General features: G+C 66.9%; 10 protein-coding genes and 3 pseudogenes. 7 read left to right on the forward strand and 6 right to left on the reverse strand.

Going from position 1 to position 14610, the window contains the following annotated elements; translation table 11 throughout:
• The first annotated feature begins 75 nt into the window (after nucleotides 1–75).
• Together recG and MFF06_RS20900 are read left to right on the forward strand one after the other, a co-directional pair.
• Nucleotides 76–2208 (forward strand): ATP-dependent DNA helicase RecG, encoded by a 2133-nt coding sequence (gene recG / locus MFF06_RS20895; protein ID WP_238207744.1) that lies wholly within the window; start codon nucleotides 76–78, stop codon nucleotides 2206–2208.
• 251 nt (nucleotides 2209–2459) lie between these two features.
• Nucleotides 2460–2780, forward strand: a complete 321-nt coding sequence (locus MFF06_RS20900; protein WP_238207746.1) for a hypothetical protein — start codon at nucleotides 2460–2462, stop codon at nucleotides 2778–2780.
• A 471-nt stretch (nucleotides 2781–3251) separates the two neighbouring features.
• Here MFF06_RS20900 and MFF06_RS20905 read toward each other — a convergent pair whose 3' ends face one another.
• Nucleotides 3252–4037 (reverse strand): DUF502 domain-containing protein, encoded by a 786-nt coding sequence (locus tag MFF06_RS20905; protein WP_238207748.1) that lies wholly within the window; start codon nucleotides 4035–4037, stop codon nucleotides 3252–3254.
• 421 nt (nucleotides 4038–4458) lie between these two features.
• Here MFF06_RS20905 and MFF06_RS20910 point away from each other — a divergent pair, with 421 nt between their 5' ends.
• On the forward strand, nucleotides 4459–6624 hold the full coding sequence (locus tag MFF06_RS20910) for a TonB-dependent siderophore receptor (RefSeq protein WP_373323147.1): 2166 nt from the start codon (nucleotides 4459–4461) through the stop codon (nucleotides 6622–6624).
• Nucleotides 6625–6704: 80 nt separating this feature from the next.
• Here MFF06_RS20910 and MFF06_RS20915 read toward each other — a convergent pair whose 3' ends face one another.
• A complete protein-coding gene (locus tag MFF06_RS20915) occupies nucleotides 6705–7967 on the reverse strand; it encodes a PepSY-associated TM helix domain-containing protein (RefSeq protein ID WP_238207750.1) in 1263 nt (420 codons plus the stop codon).
• A 298-nt stretch (nucleotides 7968–8265) separates the two neighbouring features.
• On the opposite strand from MFF06_RS20915, the gene MFF06_RS20920 reads away from it, so the two are divergent.
• Together MFF06_RS20920 and MFF06_RS20925 are read left to right on the forward strand one after the other, a co-directional pair.
• Nucleotides 8266–8499 carry a GCG_CRPN prefix-to-repeats domain-containing protein gene (locus tag MFF06_RS20920; protein WP_238207752.1) on the forward strand — a complete coding sequence of 78 codons (234 nt, stop codon included), beginning with the start codon at nucleotides 8266–8268 and terminating at the stop codon, nucleotides 8497–8499.
• A 190-nt stretch (nucleotides 8500–8689) separates the two neighbouring features.
• Nucleotides 8690–8914 (forward strand): annotated as a pseudogene (locus MFF06_RS20925) (ISL3 family transposase); the annotation flags it as partial.
• A 767-nt stretch (nucleotides 8915–9681) separates the two neighbouring features.
• Here the strand turns inward: MFF06_RS20925 and MFF06_RS20930 are convergent.
• Nucleotides 9682–10125 carry a PACE efflux transporter gene (locus MFF06_RS20930; protein ID WP_238207754.1) on the reverse strand — a complete coding sequence of 148 codons (444 nt, stop codon included), beginning with the start codon at nucleotides 10123–10125 and terminating at the stop codon, nucleotides 9682–9684.
• Nucleotides 10126–10213: 88 nt separating this feature from the next.
• Between MFF06_RS20930 and MFF06_RS20935 the strand changes: the two genes are divergently transcribed.
• Nucleotides 10214–11122 carry a LysR family transcriptional regulator gene (locus MFF06_RS20935; protein ID WP_238207756.1) on the forward strand — a complete coding sequence of 303 codons (909 nt, stop codon included), beginning with the start codon at nucleotides 10214–10216 and terminating at the stop codon, nucleotides 11120–11122.
• Nucleotides 11123–11888: 766 nt separating this feature from the next.
• Here the strand turns inward: MFF06_RS20935 and MFF06_RS20940 are convergent.
• From MFF06_RS20940 to MFF06_RS22865, 3 genes and pseudogenes are all read right to left on the reverse strand, one after another.
• Nucleotides 11889–12110, reverse strand: a pseudogene (locus tag MFF06_RS20940) (ISL3 family transposase); the annotation flags it as partial.
• Nucleotides 12111–12535: 425 nt separating this feature from the next.
• Nucleotides 12536–13480, reverse strand: a complete 945-nt coding sequence (locus MFF06_RS20945) for a tyrosine-type recombinase/integrase (RefSeq protein WP_238207758.1) — start codon at nucleotides 13478–13480, stop codon at nucleotides 12536–12538.
• A 644-nt stretch (nucleotides 13481–14124) separates the two neighbouring features.
• A complete protein-coding gene (locus MFF06_RS22865) occupies nucleotides 14125–14256 on the reverse strand; it encodes a phosphatase domain-containing protein (RefSeq protein ID WP_442411278.1) in 132 nt (43 codons plus the stop codon).
• 32 nt (nucleotides 14257–14288) lie between these two features.
• Between MFF06_RS22865 and MFF06_RS20950 the strand changes: the two are divergent.
• A pseudogene (locus MFF06_RS20950) lies at nucleotides 14289–14610 on the forward strand (transposase); the annotation flags it as partial.

Below are 14610 nucleotides of genomic sequence, written 5' to 3' on the forward strand. Positions count from 1 at the left end.
CCCGGCGCCCGGGTCATGGAAAAGGCATGAGCGAGGGCGGGCCGGCGCGGGTGCCGGTGGCGCCGCGGGACAGCGATGACCGAGACCAGCCTGCGCCCGAGCCTCCTCGATCCGCTCTTCGCCCCGGCCCGGACGCTGCCGGGCGTCGGCCCGAAGATCGCGCCGTTGATCGAGAAGCTCCTCGGCACGCCCGAGCGGGAGGCCCGCATCGTCGATGTGCTCTTCCACCTTCCGCAGGGCGGCGTGGCGCGCAAGCTCGTGGGTTCGGTGGCGGAGGCCCCGGCGGGCGAGCCCGTGACCCTCGGCGTCACCGTGGTGGCCCACCGCCCCGCCACGGTCGGCGCGGGCAAGCGGCCGCACCGGGTCGTGGTCGAGGACACGACGGGCGACATCACCCTCGTCTTCTTCGGAATGCCCCGCGCCCGGATCGAGAAGATGCTGCCCCTGGGCGCCCATCGCTATATCTCGGGCAAGATCGACCTGTGGGAGGGTCTGCGCCAGATGGTGCATCCCTCGCGCATCCTCGACGAGGCAGGCCTCGCCGACCTTCCCGCCGTCGAGCCGATCTACGGGGCCACGGAGGGGCTGACCTCGAGGGCGATCAACAAGCTCGCCGTGGCGGCCCTCGATCGCCTCGCTCCCCTTCCCGAGTGGCAGGACCCCGCCTGGATCGCGCGCAGCCGCTTCCCGGCCTTCGGGGAGGCCCTGCGCGCCGAACACCGCCCGGAGGATGCCCCTCCCCGCGCCGCCGACCCGCTGCAACCGCCGCCCGCCAGCCCCGCCCGGCGCCGCCTCGCCTACGACGAACTCCTGGCCTCACAGCTCGCCCTGGCCCTCACGCGCGCCCGCCAGCGCCGCAAGGCGGGGCGGGTGAATGCGGGCGACGGCGCGCTCACCGCCCGGATCGAGGCCGGGCTGCCCTTCGCCCTGACGGGGGCGCAGCGCCGGGCGGTGGCCGACATCCGCGCCGACCTCGCCGCCCCACGCCGGATGCTCCGCCTGCTCCAGGGCGACGTGGGCTCGGGCAAGACGGCGGTGGCGCTGCTGGCCATGGCCTCGGCCGTGGAAGCCGGGCGGCAGGCGGCCCTGATGGCGCCCACCGAGATCCTGGCGCGCCAGCACTTCGAGCGCCTCGCGCCGCTGGCCGGGCACCTGCGCCTGCGCCTGATGACCGGCCGCGACCGGGCGGCGGAGCGGCGGGCGACCCTCGCCGACCTCGCGTCGGGGGAGATCGACATCCTCGTCGGCACCCATGCCCTGTTCCAAGAAGCCGTGGCCTTCCGCGATCTCGGCCTCGCCGTGGTGGACGAGCAGCACCGCTTCGGCGTGCATCAGCGCCTCGCCCTCGGTGCCAAGGGCGAGGCGGTGGACTTCCTGGTGATGACGGCGACGCCGATCCCGCGCACCCTGGCGCTCACCTTCTTCGGCGACATGGATGTCTCGGTCCTCGATGAGAAGCCGGCCGGGAGGCAGCCGATCCGCACTCTGACCCTTTCGACGGAGCGCCTAGACGAGGTCGTGGCCGGCCTCGGCCGGGCCATGGCGGGCGGCGAGCGGGTCTACTGGATTTGTCCGCTCGTGGAGGAGTCGGAATTCGTCGACCTCGCGGCGGCGGCGGAGCGCTTCGAGGACCTGCGCCAGCATTTCGGGGATGCCGTTGGGCTGATCCACGGCAAGATGCCGGGGCCCGAGAAAGACGCGGCCATGGCCCGCTTCGCGGCGGGTGAAACGATGCTCCTCGTGTCCACCACGGTGGTCGAGGTCGGCGTCGACGTGCCCGAGGCGACCATCATGGTGGTGGAACATGCCGAGCGCTTCGGTCTGGCACAGCTGCATCAGTTGCGCGGACGCGTCGGGCGGGGCTCGAAGGCGTCCTCCTGCCTGCTGCTTTACCGGGGCCCCCTCGGGCAGGTTTCCCGTGCGCGCCTGGAGATGATGCGGGAGACCGAGGACGGGTTCCGGATCGCCGAGGCCGACCTGAAGCTCCGCGGCGAGGGCGAGGTGCTGGGCACACGCCAATCGGGCATGGCGGCCTTCCGCCTCGCGCGGATCGAGAGCGACGGCGACCTGCTGGAGACGGCCCGCGACGATGCCCGCCTCGTCGTCGAGCGCGACCCCCGGCTCGAAACGCCGCGCGGGCAGGCCCTCAGGGTGCTGCTCTACCTGTTCGAACGCGAAGCCGCGATCCGCCTGATCGGCGCCGGATGAACGGGTCCGTTCAGGAAAGCGACAGGTGAGTCTGCGGGAGAAAATAATTCCGGCGAGTCTGCGCAGATCGCCGCAGCCGCGAGAAACATCAAGGAGAACAATGATTTAAGGGCAGATAAGCGGAGGGCAGATGTCGGGCGCACAAGACACCGCAGCCCTCGCACCTTGCATCGGACACAATCGCCCCTTAACTGCAGATGAACGAATGGCCCGGTACCCCGGGTCGTCACGGACGAATCTGGAGGACGGACATGTCGAACGGACTGTTCCAGCACCTGCCGGGCTCCAACGAGATGGCCGGTCACTTCGCTCTCGCCAATGAGCCGTGGTTGATGCCCATCTCCGATCGGGAGTCGGCCTCGAACCGGACTGCGGACGAATTGCAGGCGGCGGTGAAGCGGGCGGCGCGGCCGTTTTGGATCGCCGCGAACGGACTGGTGGTGGCCCTGGGTCTCGCGCTGACCATCCAGGCGAGCACCGGCTGGATGACCCCCCACGCCCCCGCGCCGGTCTCCGTCGCGCAGGCGAGCCCGCCGACCCTGGCGCCGCAGACGGCTTCCCTGAGCCGCTAAGCCGGGACGCCAGGCGCAGCCCCACCCACCCTGAATCGCTTGTCCGTCCCAAGGGCAAATCGGTACGGTCCGAGACATCTGGCCCTCACGAAACGTGGCGGCTCCCTGGATTGCTTCCCACCGTCCGCAGTGACGGTGGCACGAGGCAGTCACGGGAGCCGCAGTCGTTTTCCACGCACGGAGATCCGGTAAGATTTCGCGCGCGACAGGCGGCTTCAAGGTTTGGGGTGCCTTGCACCGTGATGGCGACTGCGTGCCCCGCTGCGCCCGCTCGCACCCTCCATGCTTGCGCGTCATCGAGGTATCCCGGATCGCCCCGCTCCCCGTCATCGCGAGCGCAGCGAAGCAATTCAGCGATGCGCACCGTTCGGCATCGTCCCGCCGCCCTGGATGGCTTCGCTGCTCTCGCAAGAACGATGGAGAGGCGTGATCCTGATCCGACCGGAACGGCGTTGGCGCAGTTCCTGTCGCTCACGCCTCTTCAGGTGCCGTCTCGCGCTTCTCCGCGGCGGGGCCGTGGGCCGCACGCAGGCTTGCCGCCATCGAGTGCAGACGGGTCTGCGGATCCTCCGGCTGGATCACGCCCGCCGACATGACGAGCTTGGCCGCATCGTCCACGCTGATTGGAACCTCCACCACCTCCGAGCGCGGCAGGTAGAAGAAGAACCCGGTGGTCGGGTTCGGCGCGCAGGGAAGGAAGACGCCGACGAGATCCTTGGTCCCGGCCTCCCGCGCCCGCAGCGCCCCCTCGACCTCCGGTGCGGCCGGGGCCGACAGGAAGACCACGGACCACGTGCCCTTCACCGGAAACTCCACGAGTCCCACCGTGCGGAACGACGTGCCGTTGGCGGAGAATAGCGTCTCGAAGATCTGGCGCAGGCCCCGGTACAGCCCCGAGATGACCGGCGTGCGGGCGAGCAGCACCTCCCCGAACTCGATGATCGAACGCCCGACGAGGTTGGCCGTCAGGAAGCCGAGCAGCGTCACCGCGACGAAGGCGATGACGAGGCCGATGCCGGGAATCGAGAAGGGCAGATAATGATCCGGCAGGTAGCTCGCCGGTATCAGCGGCTTCACGAAGGAATCGATCAACGCGATGATCCACCACGTGATGTAGACCGTGATGGCCAGGGGCCCGGCAACGATGATCCCCGTGAGGAAGTAGGTGCGCAGGCGGCCACGGGCGCTGACGCGCCGCTTCGGGGCGGCCGCGGGCTCCGGGACCAGGGGCGGGATCGGCGGGAGACTCGACACCACGGTTGCTCCCTGGGCCGCGAAAGGCCGGGCGGTCCCCGGCGACACGGTGGCGACCGCACACGCGCGCCCTGAGGTAGCGGTTGCGATTGCCGTGCTCAAGTGGGCGCGGAGCGCCGCCGCGGACGCAGGGATGCCACCGTGAAGCCGTTGTTTCCGCTGCGGGACCGTCGTCCGAACGAATTGCGCGCAATCGGTTTCGATGTCAGCCATCTGTGATTGCGTAATGAAAGGTCCATCCGACAGGCGCACACGCAGGTATTGCAGCTTAGAATTGATATAATCAAATCCTGTTGTGTTTCAGGAACACATGGCGGCAATCAAGGGAAACCCAAGGACATCGACGGCAGGCACGTTGATTGCGGCGAAAGCCTCGTCGAAGAGGCCCTGGGCGCGCGTGTTGCGCCGCGAGAGGCGCAAGGGAATGATGACCGTCCGCAGCAAGCCCCGCATGTCGTGGCGGGGCCGCCGGAACGGGGGAGGAGCCGTCGGGCTCGCCCTCGCCGTCTGGTGCCTCGGACCCGCGCGCGCGCAGGATGCCTCGAACGAGGTGGCGCTCGAGGAACTAAGTGTCGTCGGCCAGGGCGGAGCCGTCACCGAGCGCGCCACGGGGCCGGTGGTGGGCTACCGCGCCACCCGTTCGGCCACCGGCACGAAGACCGACACGGCTTTGCGCGATTCGCCCCAGACGGTGAACGTCATCCCGAGGCAGGTCCTCGCCGACCAAGCGGATGTGCGCCTCGGCGATGCCGTGCAGAATGTCAGCAACGTGCAGCTCGGCGGCACGGTCCAGGGGCGTTCGCAGAATTACGTGATCCGCGGCTTCCGCACCCAGGTCTTCGCGGTGGACGGCGTGCTCACAAGCCCCGCCATCACCTTCGTGCCCGTGGAGCGGGACCTCGCGAATGCCGAGCGCGTCGAGGTGATCAAGGGACCGGCCTCCGTGCTCTTCGGCCGGGGCGATCCCGGCGGCGTCGTCAACATCGTCACCCGCAGGCCGACCCTCGAACCGTCGGGCGAGATGAGCGTGCTGGGCGGCAGCTTCGGGTTTCGCCGCCTGCAGGGCTCGGTCTCGAGCCGGGTGCTCGATTCGGACACGGTCGCCGGCCGGATCAGCTTCGCGGCCCAGGAGGACCCCACCTTCCGCGACATCGGGCGGAACACGAATTCTCGTTACTTCGTCGCCCCGGCCTTCAGCTGGGTGCCCACCGCCGACACGCGGGTCTATTTCAACGCCGAATTCTCCAGCCAGTACTCGCAATACGACGAGGGGCTCCCCGCGTTCCGCGGCCGTGTGCCCCTCGACAACATCAAGCGGTTCTACGGCGAGCCGTGGTCCCGCTATTACGGCGCGTTCAACAACATGACGTTACGCGTCGAACACGACGTCAACGCGAACCTCACCCTCCGCCAGGTTGTCAACGTCCAGTGGGGCGAGTTCAACGTGTTCGCGGCCCGCGCCACGGGGGTGAATGCCGCCGGCACCCAAGTCACCCGGCGGGAATCGACGGTGGATTCCGTCTTCGCAGCCGTCGATACGCAGTCGGAGGCGGTGCTGAAGTTCGACACGTTCGGCTTCGCCCACACCGTCCTGGCGGGCTTCGAGTACTCGAACGGCTTCCGGCACCCGTTTTCGCAGGAGGGTGCCCTGCCGTCGGTGAGCTTCCGCAATCCCGTCTTCGGTGCACGGCCGGTCGCGGTGAGCCTGCAAGCCGACCTGAAGCAGAAGCTCGAACTCTTCGGGGTCTATCTTCAGGACCAGATCGCCCTGACGCCGGAGCTGCAACTCGTCCTCGGCGCGCGGTTCGACTTCGGAACGCAATTCTACTTCAGCCGCACCCGCACGTCGCGGACGATTCCGCCGGATCAGGACGTGTTCGGCGCCTCGCCCCGCGTCGGTCTGATCTACCGGCCCTTCGATCCGCTGACCTTCTACGCCAGCTACGCGACCTCCTTCGCGCCCCAGACGGCGAACGTGCTGAACGTGTCGAACCCGGCGCCGGAGACGGGGGAGCAGGTCGAGGCCGGAGCGCGCCTCGACATCCTGCCGACCCTCACACTGTCGATGGCCGGCTTCCGTATCACCCGCAACAACGTCGCCGCCAATGATCCCGTGAACACGGGCTTCTCGGTGATCACCGGCCAGCAGCAGGCCCAGGGCTTCGAGGCGGATCTGGCGGGCGAGATCCTGCCGGGCTGGAGCGTTATCGGCGGCATCGGCTTTATCGACGCGAGCATCACCCGCGACAAGGTCTTCGCGGTGGGCAACCGCCTCGTGGGCGTGCCGACCTTCAGCAGCAGCGTGTGGTCCACCTACGAGTTCCGGGAGGGATGGCTGCGGGGCCTCGGCCTTGGGGCGGGCGTCACCTATGTCGGCGAGCGGACCGGCGACCTCAACAACAGCTACAAGGTCGGCGCCTACGCGCGGGTCGATGCGGCCGTCTGGTACGATTTCGATGAGCGGTGGCGGCTCTCCGTGAACATGCGCAATCTGACGGACGCCCGCTACATCGAGCAGCCGTTCAATCAATTCAGCAATACACCGGGTGCGCCCTTCTCGGTCCTGGCGGCCATCCGCGCCAAGATCTAGAGTGGCGTTACGAACGGGGGCGTCGGCGAACAGCCGAAAGATCGATGCGGAGACAATCTCCCTGTTTACGCATCCGTCCTTCAGGCTCGGCTGACGCCACTGTCAGGATCGATGCGGGAGGCGGGGCGCTGCCGCATCTCACTGCCGTGCTGCCCGTCCGCGACGCGGCCCCTTCGCCCGGCGGCCCTCCGGCGCAGGACGTAGAGGGCCAGTCCCGTCGCGGCGAAGCCCGGCATCGCCAGGGCCGCGAGGCAGAACAGCAGGGCTCCCGCCTCGCCGAAGAAGCGGCCCCGATGCACCTCCAGCATGTTGCCCGCCATCTGCTTGCCCAGTGGCAGGGCGCCCGCGCGCTCGGCCGACAGGAGCGCACCGGTCCCGGCATCGTAGTGCGCCTCGTTGCGCATGGAGGGCCGCATGTCATCGCGGGCGAACCAGCGGATGCGGATGGCCTGACGGCCGCCCTCGGGAATCGTGATCTGCGAGAGGCCCGCCCCGCGCCCCTCCCCGCTCCGGAAATCGGCCCAGGCGGTGTCGAGGGCGGAGCCTCCGCCCATCGCGGGGGCCGCCTTGGCGGCCATGCGTGGGCCGGAGGCCGCCGCCCCGACGAGGATGCGGTTCGCCCCGTCCTTGAACCAGTCGTACGACCACGTCAGGCCCGACAGGGCGATCAACGCATAGACCGGCAGGAGCCACGTTCCCACCACGGCGTGGAGCGACCACCACCGCATACGGCCCGGCCGCGACAGGTTGGGGCGCAGCCAGATCCGCCAGCGGTGGATGGACGGCCAGCGCAGGTAGAGGCCGGTGGCGAGGAACACGAGCAGTGCCAGCGCGCAGGCCCCCGTGATCTGGCGCCCCCAGCCCTTGCCGTCCCCTGGCACGAGCAGATAGCGGTGCAGGGCCAATACGGTGCCGAAGAAGCCCTCCCCCCGGACGGGGCCGACGATCCCGCCATCGTAGGGATCGACGAAGACCGAATTCGGACGTTCCGTGGAACCGGGCGCCCTGGCGAAGCGCGCGGTGACGCTCGCGGTGGGGGCCTCGTCGATCGTCAGCCGCGCCACCCGCAGGCCGGGCCGCTGTGCCTCCAGGCTCGCCGTCAGGGCGGCGGGTGACAGGTGCGGAGCCTCGCGCGGGGCGACGGCCAGCCGGTCGCGGTTGACCCAGGCCGTCACGGCGTCCTCGTAGCTCAGCAGGGCGCCGGTCAATCCCATCACCGCCAGCACGAGGCCCGCCGTCAGGCCGAGCGCCCAATGCAGCCGGAACAGGATGGATCGCAGGCTCGGCAAGGACGCACTTCCCTTCGCGCACCCACCGTGCGCCGTGCCCCGGCAGTAGGTCATGGCTTCCGGATGATCAAGAAGTCCTGTTTGGCGGAACATGGGGGTCGGGAGTTTTGAATCGATAAAAACTATGTATTCGCCGAGACATCGCTGCTAAAGTCGAAATGACCGGCGAGCACGGACACTTTAGTGAAGCGATGGTTTGTGCTGATCGCGGGCGAATACTGGAAAGCTGACACTGCAGATCGTAACGACGACCTCCGGAATGACACAAAACGTCACACAACTTGATCCACTGACACGAAGCGGCGGCTAGTCTCTCCCCCATCGCAACACGTATTCCGAGGAGAGATTCCGAATGCGTATGAAACTCATCGGCGCCACCATGCTGGCCGTGGGGGCTTTCGCGGGGAGCGTCGGCGGCGCGCAGGCTCAGGGTGGCTGCGGTTTCGGCTTCCACCGGACCTATTACGGTTTCTGCCGTCCGAATGTGGTGTACCGGCCCTATGCCGTGCGGCCGATCTACTACGGATACGGCTATCGGCGTTGGGGCTGGCACCGGCCGTGGGGTTGGCACCGCCATTGGGGCTGAGTCAGGTCCAGCACCGGCTTAGGCTTCAGATTTGACGGTCACGACGAGAGTCGGGGCAGACATGCCCCGACCCTCTCTGTCCTGCCTGCTCTCGCCCGGCGCCCCTCGTGGCTGGAGCGGATCGTCGCCCGCGACCGCGGGGTTGGATATGGCAAGGCCATCGCCGACGCCTTGCCGCAATGGGCTGAGTGCGATTCTGCGCGGCGAGCGTGCCGACGTCTTCCAGGTCCGCCAAAGCTGGCTCGACGCTTGGGTGCCCTGGCTCGATGCCGAGTGGGAGGCTGGCAACCGCACCGCGACCGAGCCGTGGCGCAGGGCGAACGGACAGGGCTTCCGAGGATCGCTGCGCGTGGTCGGGGAATGGGCGACGCGGCGTCGACGCGCTGAGCGGGCCAAATCGGATGCCCGGCCGCGGCGAGAGTGACCCGCTGCAAGCCCGCCTGATCGGCCTCACGCCTCCATCGTCAGCGGGAGTGAGCCAGAGCCCTGATACTCGCCAGAGAGATCGGGTCTATCGAATGAAAGAAGGAGCGATGGTTGGCGGACAGTTTGCGAAGCATCCAGCCCCTCGGTTGATCGGGGATTTCAACCCAGCAAACTAAGTGCAGGACACCACCCTCCTGCTTCCGGCAGTCGCCCTCCTCCGGCGACGACGGGTAGCACTGGCAGACCTCCACCGGATGAAACCTCGAAGACAATCTAAGGTCGGTCAGCCGTCGGCAGGCCGACCTGTCCACTGACTGGAAGCGAGCTGAAAGTCCGGTAGACATTCATCCGCGACACGCCGACCTGACGGTCGATGGAGGCCGGTCCTTCGCATTCGGCGTGCCGGGCTTGGATCTCATCGTGAGGGATCGTCGACACCGGTCCCCTAACCGCATAGACCCCGGCAGCGTTCTCCGCCTCGATCCCGGCCCGCTTGATCCTCCGGGATGAACGCGCGCTCCGTCCCGGCGACCATCCCCAGCACCGTTATGACGTTCCGATGCCCCGGCCGGTCGCGGATCGTGTGGCATCGCTGTCAGAGGGGCGCGAGACCGGCCGTGATGTGGTCGCGATGGGCCGCATCCACGACCGCGCACGTCGTCCGCACTGCCCTCATCGGGCGACCGCAAATGCTCACCGGGTTGGGTGGCTTTCGGCCCGTCTGCTTTTTGGGCAGCGAATGCGTTTCGAGCTTGCTCAGCGGGAAGGCTCTGCTGTGACCGCGCTCCAGTCCGGCAGGGGAAAGGTTCGATCGTAGGCGAGGTTGAAGAGGAAAGCATAGGCCACGTAGAAGGCCGCGATCGCGATATCCATCACGAAAGCCTGGAAGAGGCCGATGCCGAGGTACCAAGCGATCGGGGGCAGCAGGATCAGCAGCAGCCCCGCTTCGAACAGCACGGCGTGACCGACCCGAAGGACGAGGCTCTTGTGCGTGTGCCCGACCAGCCGCTGCATCGCCCGGTCAAAGCCGAGGTTGTAGGCGTAGTTCCACGCCGTCGCCACAAGGGCGCTGCCGATGCCGATCACGCCCATGTCGGAGGCGTGCAGGCCGAACAGCATGGTCCCGAGCGGAATGATGAGCGCGAGTCCGACGACCTCGAACAGGATGGCGTGGCGGATACGGTCGCGTGTGCTGCGCATGATTTTTCCTGAAAGACGTATCTGGTTCGCTGCCTTCTATCTGTGATACGTCGACCAGCAAGTTGGAAGGCATCTGGAAAACAGATAGGTGGCCGTTTCTCTCGACCAACTTCAGGCTTTCGTGGCGGCGGCCGAGGCCGGATCGTTTTCCGGGGCGGCCCGGGTGCTGCGCAAGGCGCAGTCGGCTGTCAGTACACAGGTGGCCAACCTTGAGGCGGATCTGGGTGTCACCCTGTTCAGCCGGACGGGCAGGAACCCAGTGCTTACCTCGGCAGGGGAGCGGCTGCTGCTGGAGGCGCGGATCGTACTCGACCGGAGGGAGCACTTCATCGGCGTGGCGAGCAGCCTGGAACAGCGGGTGGAGAACCGGCTGGTCGTCGCCATCGACGAACTCTATCCCGAGCATGCCCTCGGTGCTCTGTTCGCCGACTTCGCCGCGCGCTTCCCCTTCGTGGAACTGGAGTTGCTCTTCCCGCTGATGGAGGATGTCAGCCGCATGGTCCAATCCGGAGCCGCCGACCTCGGCGTGATGTGGCGTCAGGAGGTGCTGCCCACAGAACTCGGCTTTCAGACCATCGGCTGGGTGCCCCTGAAGCTCGTCTGCGGGCGCGATCATCCGCTGGCGAAGGCGCGTGTCGATTGGGAGGAGCTCAAGCGCCACCGCCAGATCCTCGTCGCCGCGCGAAGCGACGGGCCGGAGAAGCGCCGTCTGCGTGTGGCGGCCGAGGTGTGGTGGGTGGAGAGCCATTGGGTCATTCTGGAAATGGTGAAGCACGGGATCGGCTGGGCCTTTGTCACGGATCACGTCATCGCCGCGTCCCTGACCGCGCCATACCTCGTCACTCCGGATCTGCAGTTCGACAAAGGCGACTGGCCGATCGCCTTGGAATTGGTCTGGCACAAGCAACGCCCCTGCGGCCCCGCCGCGGCCTGGCTCCGCGAGCGCTTCGCGGCGGAACGGGTCGGCAGTGTGTCAGGCGGCAGCCAAGCCGGCTGAGGGACGACCGCTCCTGGACAGCCGGCGAATGGCCGTTTTCGGAAACCGCTCACGGCGGACTGGACGGCCGTATTGGGTCGGTGGGAGGCCGTGTTCGGCGCGTCGTAGCCGATATTCGGTCGGAGTGATGTCTCGAACAAGGTAACGGTCAGACCCGCGCCGATATAGCTAAGCGCGTCGTTGTCGCTGGCCGCCAGCGAGCCCCGGGTGATCGCAGAAACGCCTGTCGCGCTTGCAGTGATCTCCGCGGTGGAGAGGCTGTCGCCGTTGACGAGGCCGCTCCCGTCGACCCCTCGGCAATCGCCTCGTTTACGATGGTCTCACCCATCCTCATGTCGACCATCGTCGTACGCCACTGTCTTCCGCTGATACGGCCAAGATTATCCCGCGCTCGTCCGCGCAATCCGTCTTATCGACAACGAAAAATCTTATATGAATTATTATATAAAAATATATTGGTAAGGAAGCTATGCGTAGCTATAAACATGATTACGATGATACGATATTACTAGAAATATGAAATTTGATTTATATCATGAATTATCGCAAAAATAATAGAAAAATTCAACATTACGACAAGCGGACAGATTACTTGGCACTATGAACTATAATATAAGTGCGCATTTTCACCTTTTATAATAGAGGCGTTTCGGCGGGGTGTTTACGTTCGTGGATGTGTTTCGGCGTGCAACTTCGGCTCTGATCCACTCTCGCTGAACATGGAGGCGTGAGCCCGATCAGGCGGGCTTGCAGCAGGTCACTCTTGCCGCGGCCGGGCATCCGACTTGGCCCGCTCGGCGCGTCGACGCCGCGTCGCCCATTCCCCGACCACGCGCAGCGATCCTCGGAAGCCCTGTCCCTTCGCCCTGCGCCACCACTCGGTCGCGGTGCGGTTGCCAGCCTCCCACTCGGCATCGAGCCAGGGCAGCCAAGCGTCGAGCGAGCTTTGTCGGACCCGGAAGACGTCGGTACGCTCCCCGCGCCCTGGCCGTCGGGCGAGGCGCTCTGGCAATCCGCCGTCGTCCTGCGCAAGCCGGCCTGACGCCGCCATGGGCGGCGAAGGGCGATATCTTGCTCCACCCTGGCTGACCCGCTACTGACGAAGGCGCTTCCGTCACCGGTGCGTCCGCCGGCGCGACGGAAAGGCCGAAGAGTCGTTGCGGGTAAAGTGTTTGGGCCTGTAGCTCAATGGTTAGAGCCGACCGCTCATAACGGCCGGCTTTTTTATTTTTTCCTTTAAAATTAATGCTTCCCGTTCCGAGTATTCGTGAAACGTTCTCGAACGGTTCACGCCAATCTGTGTCGTTTCTGTCGTCCGCCCATCGCTGCCCCAGCTTCGGCCATGTGGTCGGGGTGATGCTGGGCGTAGTGACGCCGGAGCACGGCCTCGCCCATGCCAGCGAAGTCTGCGGCTTAATAGGTCGGGACGCCCTGCTGCATCATGTGGGTGACAGCCGAATGCCGAAGGGTGTGAGGTGATACGCCGGCTCCGAGCTTGGCCGCCTTCACCGCATTGGCGAACCCGACCTTGATCCGGGCGACCGGCTCCCCGTGCCACTCCACGACGAACGCACCGTGCGCCGCAGGCTTGCCGGCCGCAGCCGCAGCCGCAGCCGCCTCCGCCCGAGCCTTGTCGGCCATCCTGCGCCATCTGCGTAGATGCGCCAGGATTCCGCGCGGCAACCGCACCGGGGGCTGGCGCTTGTTCGTCGCCCGGGCGCCCTCCCTCAGCCGATAGCAAACCCCGGCATCGAGGTCGAGATAGGATCTGCCGGCCGCCGCCTCCCAGCTTGCGGTGAGGACGGCCCCCGGGCGGCTCGCAGTCGCGTAGGCCAGCAGCACAAAGCGCGCGAGATGGCGCATGGTGTAGCGCCCCTGCCCTTTCCGCTCGCCGCCCTCGCGTGCCCGCCACATGGTCCAGACCAGTCCCGCGATCTCGGATCGAGAGAGCCAGCGGTCTCGTACCTCGCCGCGCCTCGGCAGAGCGACCTTTACAATCTCGCGGTGATAGCCTTCGCGGTGGTGGTGCCCGATCGCGGCCGAGAGGTCCTGAAGATCACGCCGAGCGCCTCCGGCATTGCCACGGTGCGTGACGTAGGCTCGGCAGGTCGCACCCGTGACCTGGGCGAGCGTCTTGTTCCCCCACCAGTCAGATACGCGCTGAAGGCGCCGGGCGATCCGCTTGTGGTCTGGGTGCGGAGCCACGACGTCGTCGGTGTAGATGCTCAGGACGTCCGCGATGGTGATGTCAGAGAGACCACGTTCCCGCCGCGCCGGCCGGTGCGCCGCACGGAGGTAATCGGCGAGGGCTTGATGAGCGCCTGCAACTTCGCCTTCAGCGCATCCTGTGGCGTGCATCCGATCGCCATCTCGGATGACCCAGCGAGCGGCGTGTGTGATCCGGCCGGATCGGTCGGTACGCGCGCGGACGAGGTAGAGGCGGGGGCCCTTCGCAAGTCTCGGCATGCCGCCCTCATCCTCTTGATCTCGCCCAGCGTGACCCATTCCTTGCCCGCGTAGCGTTCGGTGACAAGGCGGCCAGCGTCGCGCTCCTTCCGCAGAGCCCCAACCGTCATCCCGCCGACCGGCCACGCGATGGCGACCGCGTCGGCGAGGCGCAGCGGTGTGTCGTCGGTGATCTCGCCTGGAGCCGGGATGCGAGCGCTACGGGGCATCGACCCCCCCTGCAGGAGCCGACGACTCCCCAGGTCGCTGATCCGGGTCACACTGCCTGCCCTTGGGGCAATACGGTGCGTACCGATCACACACCTCGACGAACTTGCCCTGGTACGTGAAGCCTCCTCCGGCAGAAATACCGCCCGGAGCGATCGCCGAGGGCACCAGGGACGTCCGATATTCCTGATGCGAGTCGGCGCATCGCCATCGCCACCATCCGGTCTTGGGATCTGGCTTCCCCTCGCACGCCGTCAGCGCAAGCAAACCGCACGCAAGCGGAAGCGCGCGACGGTGTCGGCGGAGCGCATATTCTTCATCGACCGGCATCAGAAATCCTCCGGCGCGACCTGGCAGCAAACGATCCCGCGCGAGCGCCACATGGCCACCATGCTCACCCGATCTTCGAAAACTAGGGTGTGAACCGAACCAAGGTGTTGCGGGAGTTCTAGTTTTATGATTCTGAGCCGCCGTTGGTAGCTTGGAGGCGACGATGGCGGACCTGTTCTGGCTCTCGGACGCGCAGTGGGCGGTGATCGAACCGTTCATGCCCAAGGACCAGCCTGGACCCGAGCGCAAGGACGATCGGCAGGTCATCTCGCTGCGCGGTCCTTCGGTTCGGGCATCCTGCACATGCTCACCTCGGGCTGCCGCTGGCGCGATTGCCCGGCCGCGTATGGCAAGCGCACGACCGTCTACAATCGGTTCAACAGGTGGTCCCGCCGCGGCTTCTGGCGCGCGATGCTGGCCGCCCTCGCCAAGGCCGGATGGACGGGCGACGCCGCGGCCATCGGCAGCACCTACGTTCGAGCCCA

Origin of the sequence: Methylobacterium aerolatum, from assembly GCF_022179085.1 — a bacterium.
Lineage (GTDB): Bacteria > Pseudomonadota > Alphaproteobacteria > Rhizobiales > Beijerinckiaceae > Methylobacterium > Methylobacterium aerolatum.